Raw genomic sequence first — 23,726 nt, forward strand, 5'->3', positions numbered from 1 at the left:
CCCGGCCGGGTCTCTCCCGCGATAGCCCGCCCCGGCCGCCCGCATTGTGTCTCGGGCGGCGGCCCGCATTGTGTCTCGGGCGGCGGATGCATTGCGTCTCGGTCAGCGGTTTCATTGCGGGGGGTTTGCGATTAGATTGCGGGGAAGGTGATCGACGTTCCTGGATGGCTGCCATGGCGGATCTTGTCCTTGCGGAACAGTTTCAGATCGTGACCGACCCCGTCGCGGACTCCGTGGCGCTCTCGGCGATCTTTGCCGTTCTCTCCCTGCTCACGTTGTTCCTGCTGCTCGGGGTGTTCCGGGCGCGCGCCTGGCTGGCCGGCGTGATCTCCCTGGTGGTGGCGCTGATCGTGGCCGTCACGGTGTACTCGATGCCGGTCGGGCAGGCGCTGCTGTCGGCTTCGGAGGGTGCGGCGTTCGGGTTCTTCCCGATCCTCTGGATCGTGATCAACGCGATCTGGGTCTACAACCTGACCGTCGTGAGTGGGCATTTCGACGTGCTGCGCCGGTCGATGGAACGGGTCAGTCCGGACATGCGGATCCAGGCGATCATCGTGGCGTTCTGTTTCGGGGCGCTGCTGGAGGCGCTGGCCGGATTCGGTACGCCGGTCGCGGTGACCGTGGTGATGCTGATGGCGCTCGGGTTCCCGCCGGTCCGGGCGGCGTGCGTGGCGCTGATCGCGAACACGGCGCCGGTGGCGTTCGGGGCGCTGGCGACGCCGATCACGACGCTGGGGACGGTGGCCGCCGGGGCGGGGAACGACCCGCGGCTGAACGCCGACACGCTCGGGGCGATGGTCGGGCGGCAGACGCCGATCCTGGCCGTGGTCGTGCCGTTGGTACTGGTCGCGGTGGTGGACGGGCGGCGCGGGGTCCGGCAGACCTGGCCGGCGGCGATCGTCGCGGGAGTGGTCTTCGCGGTGGGGCAGTTCGTGGCCTCGAACTACATCTCGGTGCCGTTGACGGACATCATCGCTTCGCTGGCCGCGGCCGCCGCGGTGGTTCTGCTGCTGCGGGTCTGGCAGCCGTCGGAGACCCCGGACCTGGCCCTCGCGGAGGCGCCGGGCGCTGGTCGCACTGCGGAAACTTCGGGTCTGGGTGCGGACGCGGTTGCGGAAACTTCGGCGCGGGATGCTGGTGGCGCTGCGGAAACTTCGGCGCGGGGCGCTGGCGGCGCTGCGGAAAGTTCGGTGCGGGGTGTCGGTGGGGCCGCGGCGACCGGCGACGGGGGTGGGGCTCGGACGGCCGTGCGGCGGGACGCGCCGGCTGAGGTTGTCCGCGCCTACGCGCCGTACCTGATCATTATTGTCATCTTCGCGATCGCGAACCTCGGCCCGATCAAGGACGCCCTGGCCGACGAGCCCTGGACCGTCGTCTTCAAATGGCCCGGCCTGGATATCCTCGGCGCCAACGGCAAGCCGCTGTCGTCGACGAACTTCACCTTCGGCTGGCTGCCGGCTGCCGGCACCCTGATGGTCATCGCGGGCGTGATCACTGCGTTCGTCCTGCGAATCCGCCCGGGTGCGGCGGTGCGCGCCTACGGCCGCACGTATGCGGAACTTCGTCAGCCGATCGTCACCGTGATGGCGGTCCTCGCGCTGGCCTATGTGCTCAACCAGTCCGGCCAGACCAACACCCTCGGCGCGTTCCTGGCCACCGCCGGCAGCGTCTTCGTCTTCCTCTCCTCGATGCTCGGCTGGATCGGCGTCGCCGTGACCGGTTCGGACACCTCGTCGAACGCCCTGTTCGGCGCGCTGCAGGTGCAGACCGCGGCGAAGGCGGGCCTGGACCCGGTGCTGCTCGCCGCCGCGAACTCGTCCGGCGGCGTGCTCGGCAAGATGATCAGCCCGCAGAACCTGGCGATCGCGGCCGGCGCGGTAGGGATGGCCGGCCGCGAGGGTGACATCTTCCGCAAGGTGGTGCTCTGGAGTGTGGTCCTGCTGCTCTTCATGTGCGTGCTGGTGACCCTGCAGGGCACGCCCGTGCTGTCGTGGATGGTCCCCACCGAATAGTTCTCCCCGGTTGTTCCGCGCTCGAAGATCCGCCGCCATGTCTTCACTAACCGAATGACATTCGGTTAATGTGACGCCTCGTGACGAGGGTGGACGGCCGGGCTCAAGGTCGGAGCGCTCGGCGCCGCCGGCATCACCTTCGTGGTGGTGACCGCGGCGCCGAATTGGCGTTTCGTGCCAGGTCGGCACCCGCAGGACTGAACCTGACTGTGCCGGGGGCGGTAGCCATGGGAGAAGTAAGCGTATGACCGCCGTCAGTAAGGGGGGCTCGTCATGACCGCTGCCGACCTGATCCTGATGGCGGACCGGATCCACACCATGGTGCCCGGTCCGCGACCGACCGCACTCGCCGTCGCCGGTGGGCGCATCACCGCGATCGGCGACCGGGCCGACGCCCGGGCGTGGCGCGGACCCGCGACCGAGGTGCTCGACCTGGGCGCGGCCACGGTGACGCCCGGACTCGTGGACGGTCATGCCCACCCCGTGACGGGGATCGGGATGACGCGTGGGGTGGACCTGTCCACCGTCCGTACGCTCAATGACTTGAAGTTGATCTTGAAGGCGGCCCGGGGGACCGGATGGCTCGAAGGGTGGGGGCTCGACCCGAACGCCTTCGCGGGCGCGCCGATCACGTTCGCGCCGCTGGTCGAGGCGGTCGGGCCGGACGTGCCGGTCTTCCTGAGCCTGTTCGACGCGCACTCCGCGCTGGTCAGCCCGCGGGCGCTGGAGTTGGCGGGGATCGCCGGGCCGCGCGAGTTCTGCTCCGGCGCGAGCGTGGTCTGCGACGGCGGCGGGCGGCCGACCGGGCACCTGCTGGAGCTCGAAGCGGTCGAACTGGTGCGGGAGATCCTGCCGGTGGACGCGTTCGCCGAAAGGGTCGCGCGGCTGCGGGACCTGCTGGCGCGGATGGCGGCGACCGGCCTGACCGGCGCGAACGCGATGGACTTCGAGGAGGACTCGCTCGAGTTGTTCCGCGCTCTGGAAGCCGACGGGGAACTGCCGGTGCGGTGGCGGTGTGCGCCGTTCGTGATGCCGGGCGCCTCGCTGCCGCACGTCGTGGAGCAGCAGCGGCTGCGCGGGCGCCGGTGGCGGGTCGAGGGCGCCAAATTCATGATCGACGGGACCGTCGACGGTGGAACGGCCTGGCTGGACGAACCGGACACGCACGGGGAGTCGACCGCCTGCTTCTGGCCGGACCCGGCGGAATATGCCGCGGCGGCCGGTCACCTCGCCGGGCACGGGGTGCCGATCGTGACGCACGCGATCGGGGACGCCGGGATCCGCTACGTGCTGGACACCTTCGAGCGGCTGCCGCGGATGCGGGTCCCGCACCGCATCGAGCACCTGGAGACGATGCCGGGCGACCTGATCGGCCGGTTCGCCGAGCTGAACGTGACCGCGAGCATGCAGCCGACGCACTGCACGCACTACACGCGCGCCGATCACAGCGACAACTGGTCGCGTCGGCTGGGGAAGGTCCGTGCGGACCGGGCCTTTCGGGCCCGTGACCTGCGGGATCGGGGTGCTCGGCTGGCCCTCGGGTCGGACTGGCCGATCGCCCCGTTCGACCCGCGCGGGATCCTGGCCGCCGCCCGGCTGCGGCGCCCGGCCGGATCGCCGGCCACCTCGCCGGTCCTGCCCGAGCAGGCGCTGACCGCGCGGATGGCGCTGGAGGGATACACGACCCAGGCCGCGGCGGCCGCGGGGCTGCCGGACTCGGGGCGGATCGCTCCGGGTTTCCGCGCTGACCTGTCGGTCTTCGGGCTGGATCCGCTGGCGGCGGATCCGGACGAGTTCGCGGAGTCGCCGGTGCCACTGACCGTGGTCGGCGGCACGGTCGCCCATCGTGGGTGACTTGCCGTGGTCGGCGGCCGGGGCTTGGTCGCGGTCGGCGACATTTCTTGCGGCCGGTGCCGGGGCTGGGCCGCGGTCGGTGGCATTTCTTGCGGTTGGTGCTGGCGTTTGGTTGCGGTCGGCGGTATTTCTTGCGGTTGGTGCGGGGTGGCATGCCTTTCGGTACGGTCGGTGACCGTGCCCCGTCCGACCACCCCGCTCCTGTCCCGCGAGCAGATCGCGGGCGCCGCCCTCACGCTGGTCGACGAGGCCGGGACGTTCACGCTGCCCAGCCTCGCCAAGGTGCTTGGCGTCAGCGCGTCGTCGATCTATCACCACTTCCCGGGCGGCCGGGAGGCGATCATCGAGGCGATCCGGGGACTGCTGGCCGGCGAGGTCCTGGTGGTGGACGCGGGCCGCACGGACTGGCGGCAGGCCGCCGCGGATTGGGCCCAGGACTACCGCGCGAGCTTCGCACTGCACCCGAAGGTGGTGCCGCTGCTCACCGCGCAGACGGTGACCGATCCGCGCACCCTGGCCGGCTACGAGGGCCTGGCCCGGGTGTTGCGGGACGCCGGCTTCGGCGCCGAGAACCTGCTGCATGCCGTCACCATCCTGGACTGCTTCATTCTGGGCTCGGCCCTGGACGCGGGGGCGCCGATCGACGTGTGGGCCGCGTCGCCGGATCCGGAGTCGGCACTGGGCGCCGCCATCCGGGTCAGTCGGGCCCGGGCCGGGGATCGGTCCGCCCGGTCCTTCGAGATCGGTCTGCGGATCCTCCTTGCCGGGTTGGCGTCGCTGGTCGAGGGCTCTGCCAAGTAAAGCCTGTTCGGAGGGCCTCTGGGAGTTATCCACACTGGAGGGTTATCCACAGGCTGCCGACATGATCTTGTGGCTTTTCGGAAGAATGGTGAGTGGTCGCTTTCCCCTGGGAGGGTGGGCCCTGTGCGGATGGTTGTGGGTTCCGCGAGGGGCGTGGGGCCTGGGTGGGCGGGGTGCGCCCTCGCCGGCGGCGGGCAGCGGCCTGCGGGCGGCGGCGGGCTCCGGGCAGCAGCCGGCAGGCGGTGGGCTCCGGGTGGCGGGCCCGGGTGGCGGGCGGCTGGCCGGGGTGGTGGGCGGCTGGCACCGGGCTCCGGGCGGCTGGTCCGGGGCTGGCGGCTTTACTCCGTACCGAATCGGGGGTTTTGGAAGGTTTTCGGGGTTGTGCCGAGGATGCGTTTGAAGTGGCGGATCAGGTGGGGCTGGTCGTAGAAGCCGCTCTGGATCGCGGCTGACGGGAGCGGCTGGCCGGAAACGATCAGGCGGCGGGCGAGGTCGACCCGGCGGGAGATGACGTATTGGTGTGGGGTCATCCCGTATTCGCGGCGGAAACTGCGGACCAGGTGCGCCGGGGCGAAGTGCAGCTGATCGGCCGCGGTCCGCAGCGAGATGCCTGGCACGAGATGCGACTCCAACAGGTCACGGAGGCTCCGGGCGGCTCCGGTGTCCGGCGGCGGCGCGGCCTGCGAGGCCAGTCGGGTCCGCAGGCGTTCCAGGGACACCGCGAGCAGATCATCCGCGGCCGGCTCGTCGCCGGGGGAGCGCAACAGCCGGTGCACCGTGGAGATCATCCGGTGAAGTCCGGGATCGATCAGCGCGGGAGCGTCCACCGACGCGCCGATCAAGCGCTCCGGCAACTGCTCCGGGGACAGGTAGATGACCCGTTTGTGGAAGCCGTGGCGATCGGCGGCCGTGCCGTTGTGCGGCACCTTCGGGGGCAGCAGCGTGACCAACTCGCCGAACGCGCCACGCTCGTGACGATCCAGGTCGTAGCGGACCGCACCCGCATCGACCAGCAGCAACGTCCAGGCGTCGTGCGCGTGCATCGGGTAGGCGTGTGACCCGAACCGGGCGTGCAGGACCTCGACGACACCGTCCAGCGGAGGTCGCCACGCGTGGATCGAGGGGCCCGGCGGCACGTCAAAATCGTACAAGACCCGCAGGTCGTGGCCGGTCGACGATGGGTGGCATGACCGGATTCACTACCAAGATCGCCGTCCTGCTCCGTGACGACCTGCTCGTCTGGCAGCGCCTGAACGTCACCGCCTTCCTGGTCTCCGGGCTGGCCTCGGCCGAGCCGGAGTTGCTCGGGGAGAACTACGTCGACGGCGGCGACGTCGAGTACCTGCCGATGTTCCGCCAGCCGGTGCTGGTCTTCGAGGGCGGCAAGGAGCTGCTGACCGGCGCGCACGAGAAGGCGCTGGCCCGCGGCGTGCGGATGTCGATCTTCACGTCGGACCTCTTCGCGACCGGCCACGACGCGGCGAACCGGGCCGCGGTGCGAGCCGTGCCCACCGCCGCGCTGGACCTGGTCGGCCTGGCCGTGCACGGGCCGCGGAACGCCGTCGACAAGATCCTCAAGGGCGCCTCGATGCACCGCTGACGTTCGCGCTCGGCGCGGTTGACGTGCGCGCTTGGCACGGTTGACGTGCGCGCTCGCCGTGCGGAACCGGTAGCTGAACGCCGAGGGCCCCGCAGATGCTCGCGGTGATGCCGGCGTGCGGGCGGCTCGACCCGGGCAGGCATTCCGAGGGACCGGACCAGCGAGCCAAGGCCTCAGCCCGGGGCACCCGGGCGCTTAACGCATCGACCAGCTCTGGTTGGAGCGGCCGGTGCACTTGACGACCACGACCCGGGTGCCGGGCCGGGAGCCGTCGGACGGGTCGGTCAGGCATTGGTTGTTGGCGGCGTTGATCAGCTGACGGTCGCCGGTCGCCCGCCACTGGGCGGTCGTCCGGTGGTCGCAGCCGGTCAGATGAACGGTGTCGTCGCCGACCAGCAACGCGCACTTGCCCATCACCCGCAGCGTGCCGTCGTCGGCGAGGGTCCACACCTGTGCGACGGTCTGGTTGCAGTCGAAGACCTGGATCACGTTGTCGTCGACGGGGATCGCGTTCGCTAGGTCCAGGCACAGGCCGTTGCCGCTGACCAGCGTGCCGGTGCCGAGCTTCGGTGGGGACGGGGCCAGCGCCGGTGCGTTCGGCTGGGCGGACGCGGCACCGCTCGGCGCCGTCGAGCCGGTCGTCGCCTTGGGTGACTTCGACCCGGCGCTGGTCTTCGGTGTGGTGACCGTCGCGCCGCCGTCGTTCTGTCCGGGATCGCCATCGGACTGGGTACCGTCGCCGGTCGTGCCGTCCGCCGCGCCGGCCTCGGCCGAGGGTGACGCGACCGGTGGCCCGGTGACCACCGGGAACGACGGGCCGGGCAGATCCGCGGACAGCGACAGGTCGGAGTCGGGCCGCAGCGCGGTGTAGCCCGCGACGGCCAGCACCGTCACCACGCCCGCGCCGACCCCGGCCACCAGCAGTGTCCGCCGCCTGGGTCGTCGCGTTCTCGGCTTGCTGCTCACGTCGTTGGAGTACACCGGCAGCACCTGTGTCGCCGAGTCCGATGCTGCGCCGGACGGCCAGGTGGCGCCCGATGCCGTGCGCTCCCCGGGCACGTCGTCCTGAACCAGGAACGGACGCACCAGCAACGGGTCCCGGTCGTCGCCGAAATCCTCGTCGTTCACGGACAGAGACACCCCCAGAACAGCGATCGATGGACCAACTTACCGGCAGCCACCGTCCCGCGCGGGGCCCGTTCGGCCGACCCGGCCCCCGTCCGGTCCGCCCATGATCCAGCCTGAGCGGCCGCCCACCCAGCCCGACCAGCCACTACGCACCCGAAACCACGCCCAGCCGCACCCTCAATACCCCTCTCACTTTCTTCCAGCGGTCCCGGGCTGCGAGCCCGCCCGGGCGCCCGGTTGCGCGGGTTGCCGAGCCGCCTGAGTCGCACGGCCGCAGGCGGCCGGGGTTGCTCGGGCGCCCGGATCGCCCTGCTGCGGGCGGCCGGGGTTGCTCGGGTGTCCGGATCGCCCTGCTGCGGGCGGCCGGGCACCCGGCGGGTCAGCGCTTCCAGAAGGGCTTGGTCTCTGCCTTCGGCGATGTCGCCGTGCCGAAGGCGGTCAGGACCTGGAGCGCCGCCGACCACTTCTCGTCGAGCGGCGCGTCGCCCCCGAGCAGGGTGACCAGGCCGTGCAGCGGCTCGACCTCGTCGCCGGTCAGCGGGGTGAGCAGCACGGTGAGCCGGCTCGCCAGATCCTCCAGCAGGTCACGCCGCTCGTAGTCGGGACGCCCGGCGGCCTCCCGCAGCCGCTCGGCCTCGACCGTGGCCAGCGCCCGCACGTCGTCGAGCGAGACCCCGGCCGCATCCTCGAACGTCCGCCGGGACCGCCCGAAGCCGCGCGCCGCGCCGCGGCTGACCGGGCCACGGGTCATCGGGGCACTGGGCGGTGGGCCGCCGGCCACCGGGCTGCTGGGCGGCGGGCTGCCGGCCGGCGCGCCACCGGTAGGTGCGCCGGCGTCCGGCCGGGACCGGTACCGCGTCGTGTCGGACTGGTCGAGTGGATCGTCCTCAAGCCGCCCGGCGGCCTTCCGGAAGATCGGGCCGCTCGAATCCGCGGCGCTGGCCGGGGCGAAACGCGGCGCACTCGGCGCCGGGCCGCCCGGCGCGGGCGGCGTCGGCGGGAAGATCGCCGACCGGGCCGGCATCGCCGCGTCGGGGAACGGCGAGGGCGCCGAGGCCAGCACCATCCCGACGGACATCGGCGGCGCCGGCGGCTCCCAGCCGGACGGCATCTCGACCGGCTGCGTGACCTTCCGGACCTTGCCGCCCTCGTTGACGACCCGCTCGTCGACCGCCACGTAGGCGGTGAACCGGCACAGCACCCCGAACCGCAGCGACGTATCCACGATCTGTCGCTCCAGCGTGCGGTCACCGGCCGCGTAGGCGTCCTCGAGGTCACGCAGACGTGCCCGCGCCCACTGCTTGACGATCGCCGTCTCGGCCTGTTCCCGCACCGCGATCGTGGTGTGGAACTCCTTGTCGTTCCGCGTCCGGCCGGTGACCGTGAGGCTGCCGGTGGCGGTGCCCGTGTATCGCCCGGTGATCACCAGCGGCACCCCCGGGTAGAGCCCCGGCAGCCGGTGCGGGCTGCGCGTCCCGTCCAGCGGCGCGAACCCGTCGCCGGCGATCGACAGGCCGGTGACCAGCGGCGCGCCGATCCGGCGGTGGATGTGCTCCATCGCCTCGTCCAGCCGGTCCTCGCTCTCCACCAGCTCGGCCCGGCCGGCGCCGAGCGCGGCGAGGCGGCCGAGGAAGCCGGCGTTGACCGCCCGGTCGATGCCGATCGTGTGCAGCCGGGTGCCGCCGATCAGCGGGGTGACCTCGTGGACGATCTGGTCCTCGTTGCCCACCTGCCCGTCGGTGACCAGCACCAGCACCCGGTCCCGCCCGGTGCTGTCGGCGAGCAGGCCGAGCCCGGTGGACAGCGGGGAGAGCAGCTCGGTGCCGCCGCGGGCGTCGGCGCGGGCCAGGTGCTCGACGGCCCGGTACCGATTGCGGTCGGTGGCCTCGTTCAGCCCCGCCTCCAGCCCGTCCGGCCGCTCGACCTGATGGTCGAAGGTCAGCACGGCGAACCGGTCGGCCGTGGTCAACGTGTCGATGACCCGGGCCGCGGCCCGCCGGGCGGCGACCATCTTCCAGCCGCCCATGCTGCCGGAACGGTCGAGCAGCAGCACCACGTCCTTGGGGCGGGGCGCCGCGGTCTCGGCCGGCGGGAGCACGACCATCTGATAGGTCCCCTCGCCGCCCTCCCCGTCGGGCACCGCCACGGCGGTCTGGCCGCCGGGCGCATAGGACAGCCGGAGCACGAAGTCCCGGTCGGCGCGCTCGCCCGGGGCGATCTGGAGCTTTCCGTCCTGCTCGGCGACGGTGTGCAGACTGGACCGGACCTCGCCGAGCTCCAGCCCGGCCGGGTCGACGGTCACGCCGATGGACAGCCGCAGCGGGTTCGGGAAGCCGGGCAGCAGGACCGGCGGGGAGATCCGGGACGCGTCCGGCACGGCGTCGGTGTCGGCGGCCTGGCCGTCGCCCGCGGACGGGCCCGCTATCAGGTCGCCGGGGATGTAGCGCGGGGCCACCACCAGCGGGAACCGGAAGGTGGCCGCGCCGTCCTCATAGGGCAGCGGGCCGACCAGCGACAGCCGGACCACGATCCGCTCGCCGGGCAGGATGTTGCCGGCCCGCATGGTGAAGACGTCGGGCCGTTCCTCCTCGGCGATCGACGCGCGCTGACCGGCCGCGATGGCCTGGTCGTACTGCTCCCGCGCGGCCCCGCGCTCCTGCAGCTCGGCGGTGACCGTGCGGTCGTCGGCGGTCATCGTCATGCCGGTGACGGCGGCCCGGTCGGGCAGCGGGAAGACATAGGTCGCCTCGAGCGCGGTGTCGTGTGTGTTGACGAACTCGGCGGTCACCTCGGTGCGGGCGACCAGGCCGTGGATGGCGCCCTGCACGTCCAGCCGCTCCAGCGGCAGATTGCCCGCGCTGGTGCGCATCGTGCCGAACCCGGCCTCCGGTAGATGCGGCAGCCGCTCCAGCTCGCCCGGGCCCATCGGATTGACGTAGATGATCACAGATCTCTCCTATCGGTGGAGCCCACGGGATGCGAGCAGGTCGAGCAGGGGGCGGGCAGCGGCGGCGAGCTCGGCACGGCCGGCGAGGTCGAGGTGCAGGGCGCCGGGCACCAGCAGGATCACGCCGGCGCCGAGCGGAACCCCGGTGAGCAGCGCATCCGTGCCGCCCAGCAGCAGCGCGCCGGGATCGCCCGGGGGCGGGGGCACGTCCGGTGTGGTTGGGGGCGGGGCTGACCTCGTACCCAAATGGGGGGTTGATTGGTCTTTGGGAAGGTCGTGGAGTGGGGGGCCGGCCGGGGCCGGGGTGGGGAAGGCCCAGTCGGTGGTCAGCTCCGGTGGGGAGGCGGGTGCTGCCGGTGCCTTCCAGAACGGCTGGCGTTCCGATGCGGAGGGGGGATCGGCCGGGCCGTCGGTGTTGAGCAACTCGGCCGGCACCCGGGCCAGCTCGGTCAGCTCCTCCGCCGAGGCCCCGGCCAGCTCCGCCTGGATCTCGGCGAGGGTGCGCCCGGCTGCCTGGAGTCGCTTGATCGCGACGATCTGGGTCAGGTGCCGTGGCCCGTAGAGCGCGTTGCGGCCGCGGGTGCCGAGAGGCCGATCGACCAGGCCGATCGTCGAATACCACCGGATCGACCGGGGGTCGGGCAGATCTCGGACCCGGCCGTTGGGCGCGCCGGAGTATTCCGCGGTGAGCGCGGTGCGCACCCGGTCGACCAGCTCCTCCATCGTCCACATGCCCAGGATTCTGACACTGTCATCGTGACAGTGTCAATGTTTCGTGGCAGGATGGCGGCGTGCCCGAACGGCGGCAGGAGGCGATGGTCGATGGCCGGGAAGCGCGGCGATGCCGCACAAACGAATCTGCCCGCCACGCGGGACCCGAGGTCCGGTGGCGGGCAGATCAAAGGGATCAGCCGTGGCGATTCAGGAGTGCGGAGCCGCGCTCGGCGTGGCCGGGACCGGTGTGCCCACGCCCGCGGAGGGCGTCGGCGCCGCGACCGGGACGACGTCGGTCGTGGTCGGGCTGCCGCCCGGTTGCACGACGCCGTCCACGGTCAGGGTGTAAGGCGCGTATTCGGTGACCGTCCCGGTCGGGTCGTCCTGTGCCACGATCGCCACGACCTTGGGGTATCCGCGCAGCAGCGCCGCCTGCTGGACCGGCACCACCGCGGCCCGGCGCCGCCCCAGCCCGACCAGCGACACGTGCCATCCGCGCACGGCCACGGGATACCACTGGGTCGGCGACTTCCATCCGTCCAGCGAGTCGCTCGTGATCTTGTTGGCGCCGATCGACACGTCCCCGAGGTGCCAGCCGCCGAGGTTGACGGCGGCGTCGCTGACGTAGCGGAAACCCAGAAGGACCTTTTTTCCGGCGTACGCCTTGAGGTCGTAACTCTGTTTGACGTCGGCGACCTGACCGGTCAGTCCGGGGCCGAGCGGACCCTTGACGGTGTTGTCGCCCGTCAGCACGTCATAGGTCTTGCCACCGTCGTCGGAGATCGTCACGTAGCCGAAGTCGAAGTCCTTCTCCATGCCGTAGGTGGTGGTGAACCGCAGCACCGGATCGGCCTCCGGCACCTCGACCTGCCGCGCGGCCGTCTCGTCGAGGTCCGAGGCGTTGCCGGAGAAGAGCAGGTCCGAGTCGATCTTCCAGGCCAGCGGGGTGGGCGGCAGCGTGCGCGCGCCCTCGAAGGTCACCGACCGCAGATCGCCGCGCAGCCGGATGAAGTCGGCGCCGTTGGGCGCCGCGCCCGGCTTGTCGTAAGTCGCCGGGTTGTCCAGGTTGACCGTCGAGCGCAGCCCGGCCGAGACGACCCGGTTGCGCGGCACTCCGAAGATCATCCCGCCCGGCTCGCCGACCTCCTTGTCGACCAGGGTCATCAGTTGGTAATCGTGCAGCACGTCGGTGAGTTTCGTGTGGGCCGGCAGCGCCGTCTGCAGCGCGTCGAGCGACTGGTGTGCCTTGTCCCGGTGCAGCTCGGAAATGATCTTCGGCCCGAACCGGTCGCGCAGGTAGATCATCAGTTGATAGGTGATGCCGTAATCGGCCAGCACCTCGTTCGGGTCGCCCTCGTCCCACAGGTTCAGCGAGTTCTGCGGGCCGCCGCACTGGCGTGGGTTCGCGTTCCAGGTCGTCTTGACGTTGCCGAAGCCCTGGTAACAGGCGATGTGGCTGTCGAAGCCGAAGTGGTGCACGCCGATCCGCGCGTCGACGTAACCGACGAGGGTCTGTGCATAGTCGGACATGCCCTCGTTGAGCCAGTCCGCCTCGTTCGGGTCGGTGTAGTACTCGAGCAGGTGCTGCCACTCGTGGGCGAACGTGCCCTCGTACATTCGCGGGCGCCCCGGCCGGCTGGTGCACAGGTCGTCGGTCGGCTCGTTCTTCGGGCTCGCGCCGAGCCGGTGCAGCCAGTCGTAGGCGTCGATGGTCATCACGTTGCGGTCGAACAACTCGTTGAGCTGCGCGGAGAAGAAGCCGGCGATGTAGGTCGGCCGCTCCGGGAAGTGGTAGTAGTTGTCGTCGCGGACGTTGTCGACCAGCGTCACGGTCTTGTCGCCGTCGCCGCTGAAGTCGCCCTCCATCCCCGGATTCGCGCCCGACCGGTCCGGCGGCGTGCTGAAGGCCACCGTCTCCTTGGGATAGATGTTCGTGTCGAACTGGTCGACCAGGTCCGCGACCTGCGCGTCGGTCACCTCGGTGGCGTTCTTGCGGCAGTCGTTCGCCGGAAACGCGACGTCCTTCGCGACCCACACCTCGATGTGCTTGCCGACCGCCCGCAGTGTGTAGTCCTTGCGATACAGGTCGTTGTCGGTGTCGTCCAGCCCGACCCAGCTCCGCACGGTGCCGACCGGCGGCGTCGCCGCCGGCGCGCGGCGGGCGGTGGGTTGCGGCCGATAACGCGCCGCCGGCAACGCTTTCCCATCAAGATCGAGGTGGGTACGGGTGAGCTCCCGCGTGTCGTCCACCGGCAGAACCCCGGCGTGGCCGTCCACGGCGCGCGCGGGCGACCCCTGCTGCCGCGCGTGGGCTGGGCTGGTGACGAACGGGATCATTACCACGAGTGCCGCAAAGCTGGCAAGACCGGTGCGATTCACGAAGCGGACGTTACCTGCCTAAAGGTGCGAATGGCCTCAACACGCGCAGTCGATCATGAGTCATCCATTCGGCCTGGCCGGGCCGTCATTCAGGATGACATCCCGGCCGCGACGACGACCCGGAAACGGCGCGAAGGGCCGCCGCCGAGGACGGCGACGGCCCTGGCCGGGCACGGATCAGGACACCTCGCGGCGCAGCACCCGCACCACCCCGACGGCCAGCGGCAGCAGCACCCAGACCGCGACCGAGACGCCCAGCCGGGCGTACTCGCCGGAGGTCATGTCCGCCTCGGACAGTGGGGTCGTGGTGACATTGATGTCCAGCCATCCGGCGGTGGACTGCAGCCCCTTGATCACGCTGCCGAGCACCGACCAGACCATCGGCAGCGCGAAGTAGAGGACGATCGCCAGCGGGGTGCTGAGCAGCAGCGCACCGAACGCGATGCCCATCAGCACGAAGATTACCTGGAGCAGCAGTCCCTGCCAGAGCAGCGACCCGTCCACGCGCCACGCGCCGTCGCCGCCGATCGCCGCGCCGATCAGGTTCGCGACGGCGCTGATCAGGGCGGTCGCCGCGGTGGCCGCGACCGCGATCAGCACCCCCGCGGCGATCTTCGCGATCATCACCCGGCCCCGCGCCGGGACCAGCGTGAACGTGGAGAGCGCGGTGCGCTGCGACCACTCGCTGGTCACCGACAGCACGCCGAGCACCGGCAGCAGGACCGCGGACGGCAGCAGTCCGAACGCGTAGAAGCCGCCGAACGTCATCTCCTCGTCCGAGGACCAGCCCAGGATGATCGCCGAGGTGCCGGCCGTGGCCAGCCCGATGATCAGCAGCAGCCAGAGGCCGGCCCGGGTGTCGGCGAGCTTCCGCAGTTCCACCCAGGTCAGCCGCGGGAGCGGAAGTGACGTGGGCAGGGCAGTGGCCGTGGGCGTTGATTCGGTCCTGGTGGTCATCGGTTCACCCCAGTGCTGGTCAGACGCAGGAACATCTCCTCCAGGCCGCCGGCGCCGGCCGGCCGCACCTCCAGCAGCACGACGCCGGCCGCGGCGGCGGCCCGGGCGATCGCCTCCGGCTCGGAGGGCACCAGGATCGTGCCGTCCGAGGACCGGGTGCCGGTCAGGTCGAGGCGCTTCAGCACGGCGTCGAACTCGGCCGGATCGGCCGGCCGCACCACCGTGCCGGCCGCGCCGAGCAGCTCGTTCTTGTCGCCCTGGGTGAGGATCCGGCCGCCACCGATCACCACGAGACGGTCGGCGACCGCCTCCACCTCGCGCAGCAGGTGCGACGAGAGCAGCACGGTGCCGCCCCGGTCGGCGAACTCGCGCAGCAGGCCACGCATCCAGAAGATGCCCTCCGGGTCGAGGCCGTTGGCCGGCTCGTCCAGGATCAGCACGCCCGGGTCGCCGAGCATCGCGTAGGCGAGGCCGAGCCGCTGCCGCATGCCCAGCGAGTAGGCCCGCAGGCGGCGGCGCGCGGCGGTGGCGTCCAGGCCGACCCTCGCCAGCCGGTCCGGCACCCGGGCGGTGTCCAGGCCCATCGTCAGGGCGGCCAGGGCCAGCGTCTCCCGGCCGGTCCGGCCGGCGTGCTGGGCGGACGCGTCGAGCAGCACGCCGACCCGCCGCCCCGGGTTGCCGAGCCGGTGATAGGGGACGCCGCACACGGTGGCGGCGCCGGCCGTGGGTGGGGTGAGGCCGCAGATCATCCGCAGCGTGGTGGACTTGCCGGCCCCGTTCGGACCGAGGAAGCCGGTGACGGTGCCGGGCTCGCACGTGAACGACACGTCATCGACGGCACGCTGGTCGCCGTACCGCTTGGTGAGGTTCTCGACCGCAATCATGTCCTCAGCCTGTGGTCCGGAGCGGGTCCGTCGCTTCGGCCATCGGTCGATGTCCACGAACCTTGGTATAGGTTCCGATACCGACTTTGGTCGGTATCGGGGGTGGTCGGCGCGCTCGTAGAGTCGGTGCGTGGGTCACGTCGAATTCAGCTGGCTGTTGCCGGCCGCGCTGTCCGCCGAGCCGGATGCACCGGCCCGGCGGTCGACCCGCGACTGGGTGGTCGACGTCCTGTGCTTCGTGGTGGGGTTCGGGTTCACCGTGTGGGCCACCTGCGACCTTCTCAGCCCGCATCCGACTCTGGTCCAGGAGTGGGATCCGACGCCGGAGTGGGTGGTTCTGACCGACGGTGTGCTCAGCGGCATCGCCGGGATCGGGTTGTGGTGGCGGCGCCGCTTCCTGCTCCCGCTCGCGATCTTCTGCCTGGTGATGTCGGCGTTCAGCGTGGCCGGCGCGTTCACGATGTTGATCATGCTGCTCACGGTCGCCGTGCACCGTCGCTTCGCGGTGCTCGCCGGCTATGCCGGCCTCGCGGTTCTGACCAACCTGATCTTCGCCACAGCCCGGCCGGAGAACAACGCCAACTTCTGGTCCACGTTCCTCTGGGGCGTGGTGATCGTGGTGATCATCGGGCTGTGGGGCATGGTCATCCGGGCCCGCCGGGAGCTGGTCGTCTCCTGGAAGGATCGGGCCGCCCGGGCCGAGTCCGAGCAGCAGCTGCGCGTCGATCAGGCTCGCGTGCTGGAACGCACCCGGATCGCCCGGGAGATGCACGACGTTCTCGCGCACCGGATCTCCCTGCTCAGCCTGCACGCCGGGGCGCTGGAGTTCCGGCCCGACGCTCCTCCGGCGGAGATCGCCGGCGCGGCGTCGGTGGTCCGGTCGACCGCGCACCAGGCGCTGCAGGACCTGCGTGCCGTGATCGGGGTGCTGCGCGCCGGCCAGCCCGGGGCCGAGCCGAGCCCGGAGCGGCCACAACCGACGTTGAGCGGGCTGCCGGCGCTGGTCGAGGAGGCGCGGGCGGCCGGCGACAAGGTGACCCTCGACGTCACCGTCGATCTCGGGGAGGTGCCGGCCGGGGTCGGGCGCACGGCGTACCGGATCGTGCAGGAGGGGCTGACCAACGCCCGCAAGCATGCGCCGGGCGCGATCGTCCGGGTCCGCCTCGGCGGCGCCTCCGGCGCCGGCCTCACCATCGAGGTGGTCAATCCGCTGCCGGTCGCGGTTCCGGCAAGACCCATTCCCGGTACGGGGGTGGGCCTGGTCGGCCTCACCGAACGCGCCTCGCTGGCCGGCGGTCACCTCACCCACGGTTCGTGCGCCGGCGACTTTCAGCTGGTCGCCTGGCTTCCGTGGGAGGCACCATGATCGCGGCGGTGCGGCGGCGGTGCGGCGGCGGTGCGGCGGCGGTGCGGCGTGAGTAGACGGGGATCGGTGAGCATGCGGGGGAGGAACGAGCGTGGGGGAGCGGGGTGACGGTGGGGATCCGGTTCGGGTGCTGATCGTGGATGACGACGCGCTCGTGCGGGCCGGGCTGTCGATGATCCTCAACGGGGCGGCCGATGTTCGGGTGGTCGGGGAGGCGAACGACGGCAGTGAGGTTCCGGTCGCTGTTGCGGAGCATCGGCCCGACGTCGTGCTGATGGACATCCGGATGCCCGGGGTGGACGGGCTGACCGCGACCGAGACGTTGCGGAAGCAGCCGGACGCGCCCGAGGTGCTGGTGCTGACCACGTTCGACGCGGACGAGTTCGTGTTGCGGGCATTGCGGGCCGGAGCCGCCGGGTTCCTGCTCAAGGACACGCCGCCGGCGCAGATCCGGGATGCGGTGCTGCGGGTCGCGGCCGGCGAGGCCACCCTGTCCCCGAGCGTGACGCGGCAGCTCATCGCGCATGTCACCACCGCCCCGCCGCCGGACCGCGGGCACGCCTCGCGGCGGCTGGATCAGCTCAGTACGCGTGAGCTCGACGTGGCGCTGGCGGTGGCGCAAGGCAAGTCGAACGCCGAGATCTCCGGGGACCTGTTCATGTCGGTCGCCACGGTGAAGGCGCACGTCTCGCGGCTGCTGGTCAAGCTGGGCCTGAACAACCGTGTGCAGATCGCGTTGCTGGTCCACGACGCGGGCCTGGCGTAGACGCGCTTCCGGGCGGGCGGCGAGGCCGGATCGGTTTGTCGGTGGCGGCGCGCGTGGCGAGGCACGGTTGCGGGCGAGATGCGGGCGGGCGCGCGGTGAGCGGCGTGCTGTGGGCTGCGGCGTGGTGGAGGCGGCGGTGTGGCGGAGGCGGCGGTGTGTCGTGGGCGTGGCACGGGTCGCGGCGTGGCGAGGGCGTGCCGCGGATTGCGGCGTGCGAGGGGCGCTGCGCGGCGGGAGCTGCTGGCTGGCCGTGGCGCGGACCGGACCGCGGATAGAGGGCGCGGTCTGTGGGGGCCGCCGGCCTTGGTGAGCAGCCGGGTGCTGGGGCCGGGTGAGCGGCCGGGACTGGGCTGGGTGCTGGGCTGGGTGAGCGGCCGGGCGCGGGGCTGGGCGGGCCTTACTCGAAGAGGCTGTGGTCCCTGCGGCCGCCGTCGGCGCGGGTGCGGGCCCGGCGGCGGATCTGGATCACCACGATGTCGATGAGGGCGACCGCGGCCCAGGCGACCAGGAGCCAGCCCGGGACGGTCCAGCCGGCGCGGAACAGGAAGATCGACAGGACGGTGCAGATCACCAGGCCGAAGGCGGCGAGGACCAGCCGGAGATTGAGCGGACTGTACGGCTCCTCGACGGTGCCGCGGCGGCCGTGTGGCTGGGGGCCGATGGGCATAGGTGCGAATCTACCCGTCTCGGACAGCCGGCGACGACCCGCCCGGTCCCTCCCGCCGGCGAGTTATCCGGCGAGTTATCCGGCGAGTTATCCACAGCCCGTCGAACAACTCGCCCCAAGATCAGTTAACTTCGATATCTTCGGCGTCTGGTACTGATCCGCTGTGGAGAGGAGGCGCCGTGTCGCAGACGGGGCTCACCGGGCACAACGCCCACAAACTCGGCACCTGGTCGGTGTTCGTGATCGCGGTTTCCGCGATGACGCCGCTCACCGTGGTGGCCGGGGCGCTTCCTCTCGGCTACGGGGAGGTGAAAGAGAAGGGCATCCCGGTCGCGTATGTGTTGGTCGCCATCGTGCTGGCGATCTTCACGGTGGGTCTCACCGCGATGGCCCGGCACGTCCCGAACAGCGGCGCCTTCTATGCGTACGCGGCGAAGGGCCTGTCCAGACCCGCCGGCGTCGGCACCGCCTTCATCGCCCTGCTCGCCTACAACGCGATGCAGATCGGCCTCTACGGCGCGTTCGGCGTGGCCGCGCACAACGCCGCGGCGATCTTCGGGCTGAAGATGTCGTGGATCGTCTGGGCGTTGTTCGGCTGGGCCCTGATCAGCTTCCTCGGGCTGCGGCAGATCGATTTCAACGCCCGCATCCTGACCGTCCTGGTCTGCGCTGAAGTGCTGATTGTGCTGATTTTCGACGCGGTCATGCTGGGTCACCCGGCCGGGGGAGGGGCGGTCACCTTCGACACGCTGAATCCGGGGCTGATCGCCAGCGCCGGTGGGGTGTCACTGCTGGTCGGCGCGGTCGCCGGCATGGTCGGTTTCGAGGCGCCGCTGGTCTACGCGGCCGAGGCGCGCGACCCGCGCCGCACGGTGGCCCGGGCGATCTTCATGACGCTGGGCGTCGCCGCGATCGTCTACGGCGGGTCCGCCTGGGCGATGTCCGTCGTCGCCGGGCCGGAGCGGATCATCGACGTCGCCGCGCGGTACCTGAACGACCTGTTCTTCGTCCTCCCCGATCCGTACCTGCCGACCGCGCTGATCGACCTCGCCCGGATCTTCTTCGCGACCAGCCTGTTCGCCGCGATGCTCGCCTTCCACCACACGGTCGCGCGCTATGCGCTGACCGTGGCGCGCGAGGGCGTGCTGCCGCCGGCGCTGGCCCGCACCCGCGACGACGTGCCGTTCGCCGCCTCGATCAGCCAGTCCGCGCTGGCGTTCCTGTCCCTGGTGATCTTCGCGGTGCTGGTGCTGAACCCGACGACCGACCTGTTCTTCTTCGGCACGGTCTCCGGTGGCCTCGGGGTCCTGGCGCTGATGACGATCGCGTCGTTCGCCGTGCTCCGGTTCTTCCGGCGGGACGCGCACGGCGAGACGAGGTGGCGCCGGTCGGTCGCGCCCTGGATCGCCGCGGTCTTCCTGGTGCTGATGCTGCTGCTGTCGGTGGCGTTCTTCGGCGACCTGCTCGACTCCCACAATCCGGTCAAGGTGTGGCTGCCGCCGATCGCGTTCCTCGGGGTCTACCTGCTGGGCGTCTGGTGGGGCCGCCGCCTGCGCCGCGACCGGCCGGCGGTCTACGCGGCGATCGGCACCGGCCTCCCGCCGGAAGATCCGATCAAAACCGCTCCTTCGGTACGGGCGGAGCCCCGCCCGTCCCCGGAAACGCCACTCGGACCTCCGGCGGAGCCCGAGATCCCGGCGCAGCCCGGCCCACCCCGGGTGAACGGCGCCTCCCTCGGACCCCCGTCATCCGCCTCCCAGGGGCCCGCTCCCCAGCCGCGGGAAGCCGAGACCGGAGAGTCGGAGAAGCCGCCGGCAGGTTAACGCAGAGTGACTTTCTGTGTGGCCTGGGTGGGGTGACGCACCCGCGATCACCTCACCGTCACCGCGCGGTTAAAGTCTGCACGGAGAGCGGCGCAAGCCCGGGCGATCTGGATCACCCACCCGCTGCGTTATCCGGAAAGAAGCCGTACGATCTCCATGTTCCCGCAGTACAGAGCGCGGAACATTCGGCAGTCGTCGTGAAGCCCAAGAAGTTTTACGGCGACCAGCCGCCCGATCCGTCGGCACCCCGGCATCCGAACCCCGCTGCCGGGTTCCGGCGGATCCGCGCCGCCCGGCCCCGGTATCCGGGCCGGCGCCCTGGTCGGCGGCGAACGCACGTCGCCCAGACCAGTCACCAAAAGTAACCAGGCGCACCCCGTGAACGCGGTAACAAGCGCAGCGTCAACAAAGCGCCCGCAGAGCAAACAAGCAGCGCTATGCCAGCGGCACCAAATCAGGCAACGCCGTGCCGACAGAGCGGGCAGCGCCGAGCAGGCCCGCGCGAAGCAAGCGCCGCGAACCGAACGATCGCGGCGCGGCCCGCCGCATCTAGCCCGCGGATTCCTCGTCGCGCGAGCCGTCGCCCGCCGCTGCCGGGGCCGCTGACGGCCAGAGCGGCGCGGTCGCGTGCTGCTCGGTCTCCCGCATCACCCGCAGCACGTTCCGATGCGCCAGTTTCCGCAGGTCCCCGTCCGACCACCCGCGCGCCTGCAACTCCGCGAACAGGTTCGGATACCCGGCCACGTCCGCCAGCCCGACCGGCAGATCGGGCGTCCCGTCGAAGTCCGCCCCGATCCCCACGTGGTCCACCCCGGCCACCGCCCGGGCATGCTCGACGTGGTCCGCGACCTCGGAGACGGTCGCCTCGGGCCGCGGGTTCGCCGCCAGCCAGGGCCGGAACGCCGGCTCGGCCGCCTGGTCGACGACCTGCGACAGCGGCGGCGCGGACTCCCCGGCCCGCGGCCCGCGCGGCCAGTCGTGCTCGATCGGCGCCAGCCCGAGCCGCTCCCACTCGGTCTCGGCCGCCTTGAACCAGTCCAGCGCGGCGGACGAGACGAAGTAGGCGACGAACGGGATCTGCACCACCCCACCGTTGGCGGGGAGGCGTTCCAGCACGTCGTCGGGCACGTTCCGGGCATGATCCGTGATCGCCCGGGCACCCGAGTGGCTGAAGATCACCGGGGCGGCGACGTCGTCGAGTGCCGCGTGCATGGTTTCGGTGGCGACGTGGGACAGGTCCACCAGAACGCCGATGCGCTGCATCTCCCGTACCATCGCAAGCCCTTCGGCCGTCAGGCCGCCCACCACCGGCGGCGCCGCGGCCGAATCGGCCCACGCCGTGTGATGGTTGTGGGTGAGCGTCACGTAGCGGACGCCGAGCCGCGCGAAGGACCGCAACACGCCGGGTGATCGCGCCAGGCTGTGCCCGCCCTCGATGCCGATCAGCGAGGCGATCCGCCCGTCGGCGACGATCCGTTCCACGTCGTCCGCGGTGTACGCCGCCTCGAACGCGTCCGGGTACTCGGCGATCATCCGGTGGACGACGTCGATCTGCTCCAGCGTGTGCGTGACCGCCTCCGGTTCCGGGAGCGCGGACGGCACGTAGACGGACCAGAACTGGGCGCCCAGCCCGCCGGCGCGCAGCCGTGGCAGGTCGGTGTGCAGGCCCGGCAGTCCCTGGTCGAGGCCGGTGACGCTCGACCCGTGCACCTCGCGCAGCTGCATGGGGAGGTCATTGTGCCCGTCGAAGATCCACATCTGTTCTGGCTACCCCGCGCGAACCCCGGAAGCAAGCCAGACACCCGCTCGAACCCCGGAAGCCTGCCGGACACCCGTTCGCGCCCCGGAAGCATGCCGGACACCCGCAACTCGCCCGCACCTTGCCGGGCACTTGTCGCGCACCCGTCGCCCTGGAATCTCTTTCACATGCCCGGCGGGCAACACCGCTGGACAGACCGGGGGGTATTTGATTTTGAAGTCGACGCTGCGCAAGACCGTACTGACGCTGACCGCCCTCGCCGCCGGTTTCACCGGTGCCGTGACGGCCACGCCGGCACAGGCCGCTACGCAGGCAGCCGACGCGGGATGTGTGACCGGCGCCAAGCTGGTCCCGACCTGTGGTGTTCTCTGGGGCGGTGCGGCCGGTGGGTTCACCAGCGCGCCCCGCGACCAGGCGCTCAAGACGTGGGAGCAGGCGAGCGGCCGCACCGCGAGCATCTTCCACCAGTACCACAAGGGCAACGAGCGGTTCCCGACCAAGGCCGAGATCGCGATGACCCAGGACGCCGCTCACCCGCGGGTGCTGCTGGAGAACTGGAAGATCGCGTACGGCACCACCTGGGCGGCCGTCGCCAAGGGCCAGCAGGACAAGCGGATCGATGCGTTCGCGGCGCGGGCCAAGGCGTACGGCAAGAAGTTCTTCCTGGTTCTGAACCACGAGCCGGAGAACGATGTCGTGGCGCACGCCGGCTCGGGCATGGAGGCCAAGGACTTCGCGGCCATGTACCGGCACACCATCCTGCGCCTGCGTGCGCAGGGCGTCGGCAACGTGATCAACGTGGTCGCCTACATGGGCAACGAGAAGTGGATGGCGCAGTCCTGGTGGAAGGACCTCTACCCGGGTGACGACGTCGTCGACTGGGTCGGCCTGGACTCCTACGTCTCGGTCGAGAAGGGCTACTACCACTACGGAAACTTCGCCTCGCTGCTGGACCGCAAGGCCAAGGGCGGCGCGCAGGGCTGGTACGACTGGGCGACCACCCGGCACGCCGGCAAGCCGATCATGGTCGCCGAGTGGGGCGCGTACCACCGCGTCGGCCGCACCACCGACAAGTCGGCCGTCTACAACAGCGTCCTCAACGAGCTGAAGAAGCGCCCGGCGATCAAGGCGATCGTGCACTTCGACACCAAGCACGACGACGAGGGCGACCGCGACATCAGCATCAACAGCTCCGCGGCCTCGCTCAGCGCGTTCCGCAAGCTGGCCGCCAACCCGATCTTCAACGTGAAGCTCGGCTGATCTTCACTCCCCCCTGAGAGCGCCGTCCGGGTCCCCCACCCGGGCGGCGCTTTCGCTTTCCCCCCAAAAAATCAAGATCCAAAAGCCGATTTGGTACGGACGGAGCACCGTCCCGCGGCCTCGAACAGTCGCTGATGGCGCACCCGGACGCCATGATCAACCGGCAACTCGGGGGCGCAGCCCGTCCATGAGCAGGTCGAGCAGTCGCAGCGCCTGCTCGCGGTGGGCCGGGTCGCCGATCGTCAGGGTGATCCCGCTCAACCCGACGAGCACGTCCTCGGCCGGCACGTCGTCCCGGATCGTCGTCGCCGCCGCCCCGGCCGCGATCAGCCGGGTGACCGAGTCGAGCAGCATGTCCCGGCTGTGCGCGAACGGGTTCCCGCCGGACGCGATCACCACCCGCAGCGCGTCGGACATGCCGCGTTTGGTCACCATGTAGTCGACGAACAGGTCCATCCAGCGGCGCAACGCCCGGTCCGGCGGCAACTCGGCCAGCAGCTCGGGCACGGCCGCGCAGAGCCGGTCCAGCTCGCTGCGGTAGGCCGCCTCGACCAGCGCCTCCCGCGTGGGAAAGTGCCGGTAGAGCGTGCCGATCCCGACACCGGCCGTCTTCGCGATCGACTCCAGCGGCGCGTCCGGCCCGTCCTCGGAGAACGCCCGGACCGCCACTTCCAGCAGCCGCTCCCGATTCCGGCGCGCGTCCGCCCGCAGCACCCGTTCCGCCATCCGGGCCCCCTTCTCCGATCGCGCCCATCCTCGCAGCCGGGTCCGCCGACCGGTTTCTTCCCACATCCCGCTGTGGGGTGGAA

Annotated in this window: 18 protein-coding genes; 8 read left to right on the forward strand and 10 right to left on the reverse strand. The window is 71.3% G+C overall.

Annotated elements, in window-relative coordinates:
* Positions 1-173: 173 nt before the first annotated feature.
* The 3 genes from L3i22_RS14605 to L3i22_RS14615 all read left to right on the forward strand — a co-directional run bounded on the left by L3i22_RS14605 (position 174) and on the right by L3i22_RS14615 (position 4,667).
* Positions 174-2,012 (forward strand): L-lactate permease, encoded by a 1,839-nt coding sequence (locus L3i22_RS14605; RefSeq protein WP_221327505.1) that lies wholly within the window; start codon positions 174-176, stop codon positions 2,010-2,012.
* Between the two features lie 273 nt (positions 2,013-2,285).
* Positions 2,286-3,866 (forward strand): amidohydrolase, encoded by a 1,581-nt coding sequence (locus L3i22_RS14610; protein WP_221327506.1) that lies wholly within the window; start codon positions 2,286-2,288, stop codon positions 3,864-3,866.
* A 171-nt stretch (positions 3,867-4,037) separates the two neighbouring features.
* Entirely contained in the window at positions 4,038-4,667 is a 630-nt protein-coding gene (locus L3i22_RS14615) for a TetR/AcrR family transcriptional regulator (protein WP_221327507.1), read from the forward strand.
* Positions 4,668-5,005: 338 nt separating this feature from the next.
* On the opposite strand, the gene L3i22_RS14620 is transcribed toward L3i22_RS14615, so the two are convergent.
* Complete coding sequence (locus L3i22_RS14620) at positions 5,006-5,803, reverse strand: AraC family transcriptional regulator (protein WP_255658228.1); 798 nt, start codon at positions 5,801-5,803, stop codon at positions 5,006-5,008.
* A 50-nt stretch (positions 5,804-5,853) separates the two neighbouring features.
* Here L3i22_RS14620 and L3i22_RS14625 point away from each other — a divergent pair, with 50 nt between their 5' ends.
* Positions 5,854-6,267, forward strand: coding sequence for a DUF2000 domain-containing protein (locus L3i22_RS14625; RefSeq protein WP_221327509.1), 414 nt, complete (start codon positions 5,854-5,856; stop codon positions 6,265-6,267).
* Between the two features lie 195 nt (positions 6,268-6,462).
* On the opposite strand, the gene L3i22_RS14630 is transcribed toward L3i22_RS14625, so the two are convergent.
* The 6 genes from L3i22_RS14630 to L3i22_RS14655 all read right to left on the reverse strand — a co-directional run bounded on the left by L3i22_RS14630 (position 6,463) and on the right by L3i22_RS14655 (position 15,276).
* A complete protein-coding gene (locus L3i22_RS14630; protein WP_221327510.1) occupies positions 6,463-7,395 on the reverse strand; it encodes an RICIN domain-containing protein in 933 nt (310 codons plus the stop codon).
* 379 nt (positions 7,396-7,774) lie between these two features.
* On the reverse strand, positions 7,775-10,342 hold the full coding sequence (locus L3i22_RS14635) for a VIT domain-containing protein (protein ID WP_221327511.1): 2,568 nt from the start codon (positions 10,340-10,342) through the stop codon (positions 7,775-7,777).
* Between the two features lie 9 nt (positions 10,343-10,351).
* Entirely contained in the window at positions 10,352-11,074 is a 723-nt protein-coding gene (locus L3i22_RS14640; RefSeq protein ID WP_221327512.1) for a MerR family transcriptional regulator, read from the reverse strand.
* A gap of 189 nt (positions 11,075-11,263) precedes the next feature.
* Positions 11,264-13,306: an immune inhibitor A domain-containing protein gene (locus tag L3i22_RS14645; protein WP_255658229.1), complete on the reverse strand. Its 2,043-nt coding sequence runs from the start codon at positions 13,304-13,306 to the stop codon at positions 11,264-11,266.
* A gap of 306 nt (positions 13,307-13,612) precedes the next feature.
* On the reverse strand, positions 13,613-14,392 hold the full coding sequence (locus L3i22_RS14650; RefSeq protein ID WP_221327514.1) for an ABC transporter permease: 780 nt from the start codon (positions 14,390-14,392) through the stop codon (positions 13,613-13,615).
* Entirely contained in the window at positions 14,389-15,276 is an 888-nt protein-coding gene (locus L3i22_RS14655) for an ABC transporter ATP-binding protein (RefSeq protein ID WP_221327515.1), read from the reverse strand. The genes L3i22_RS14650 and L3i22_RS14655 overlap by 4 nt, the downstream gene beginning before the upstream one ends.
* A 130-nt stretch (positions 15,277-15,406) precedes the next feature.
* Here L3i22_RS14655 and L3i22_RS14660 point away from each other — a divergent pair, with 130 nt between their 5' ends.
* A complete protein-coding gene (locus L3i22_RS14660) occupies positions 15,407-16,642 on the forward strand; it encodes a sensor histidine kinase (protein ID WP_221327516.1) in 1,236 nt (411 codons plus the stop codon).
* 91 nt (positions 16,643-16,733) lie between these two features.
* On the forward strand, positions 16,734-17,408 hold the full coding sequence (locus tag L3i22_RS14665) for a response regulator transcription factor (RefSeq protein WP_255658230.1): 675 nt from the start codon (positions 16,734-16,736) through the stop codon (positions 17,406-17,408).
* 397 nt (positions 17,409-17,805) lie between these two features.
* On the opposite strand, the gene L3i22_RS14670 is transcribed toward L3i22_RS14665, so the two are convergent.
* A complete protein-coding gene (locus L3i22_RS14670; protein ID WP_221327517.1) occupies positions 17,806-18,075 on the reverse strand; it encodes a hypothetical protein in 270 nt (89 codons plus the stop codon).
* Positions 18,076-18,254: 179 nt separating this feature from the next.
* On the opposite strand from L3i22_RS14670, the gene L3i22_RS14675 reads away from it, so the two are divergent.
* Positions 18,255-19,898, forward strand: coding sequence for an APC family permease (locus L3i22_RS14675; protein WP_255658231.1), 1,644 nt, complete (start codon positions 18,255-18,257; stop codon positions 19,896-19,898).
* A gap of 549 nt (positions 19,899-20,447) precedes the next feature.
* Here the strand turns inward: L3i22_RS14675 and L3i22_RS14680 are convergent.
* Positions 20,448-21,656 carry a dipeptidase gene (locus L3i22_RS14680; protein ID WP_221327518.1) on the reverse strand — a complete coding sequence of 403 codons (1,209 nt, stop codon included), beginning with the start codon at positions 21,654-21,656 and terminating at the stop codon, positions 20,448-20,450.
* 214 nt (positions 21,657-21,870) lie between these two features.
* Between L3i22_RS14680 and L3i22_RS14685 the strand changes: the two genes are divergently transcribed.
* Positions 21,871-22,917 (forward strand): glycoside hydrolase family 26 protein, encoded by a 1,047-nt coding sequence (locus L3i22_RS14685; RefSeq protein ID WP_221327519.1) that lies wholly within the window; start codon positions 21,871-21,873, stop codon positions 22,915-22,917.
* Positions 22,918-23,073: 156 nt separating this feature from the next.
* Here the strand turns inward: L3i22_RS14685 and L3i22_RS14690 are convergent, their stop codons facing one another.
* Positions 23,074-23,643, reverse strand: a complete 570-nt coding sequence (locus tag L3i22_RS14690; protein WP_221327520.1) for a TetR/AcrR family transcriptional regulator — start codon at positions 23,641-23,643, stop codon at positions 23,074-23,076.
* Between the last annotated feature and the right edge of the window lie 83 nt (positions 23,644-23,726).

This window comes from Actinoplanes sp. L3-i22 (assembly GCF_019704555.1).
Lineage (GTDB): Bacteria > Actinomycetota > Actinomycetes > Mycobacteriales > Micromonosporaceae > Actinoplanes.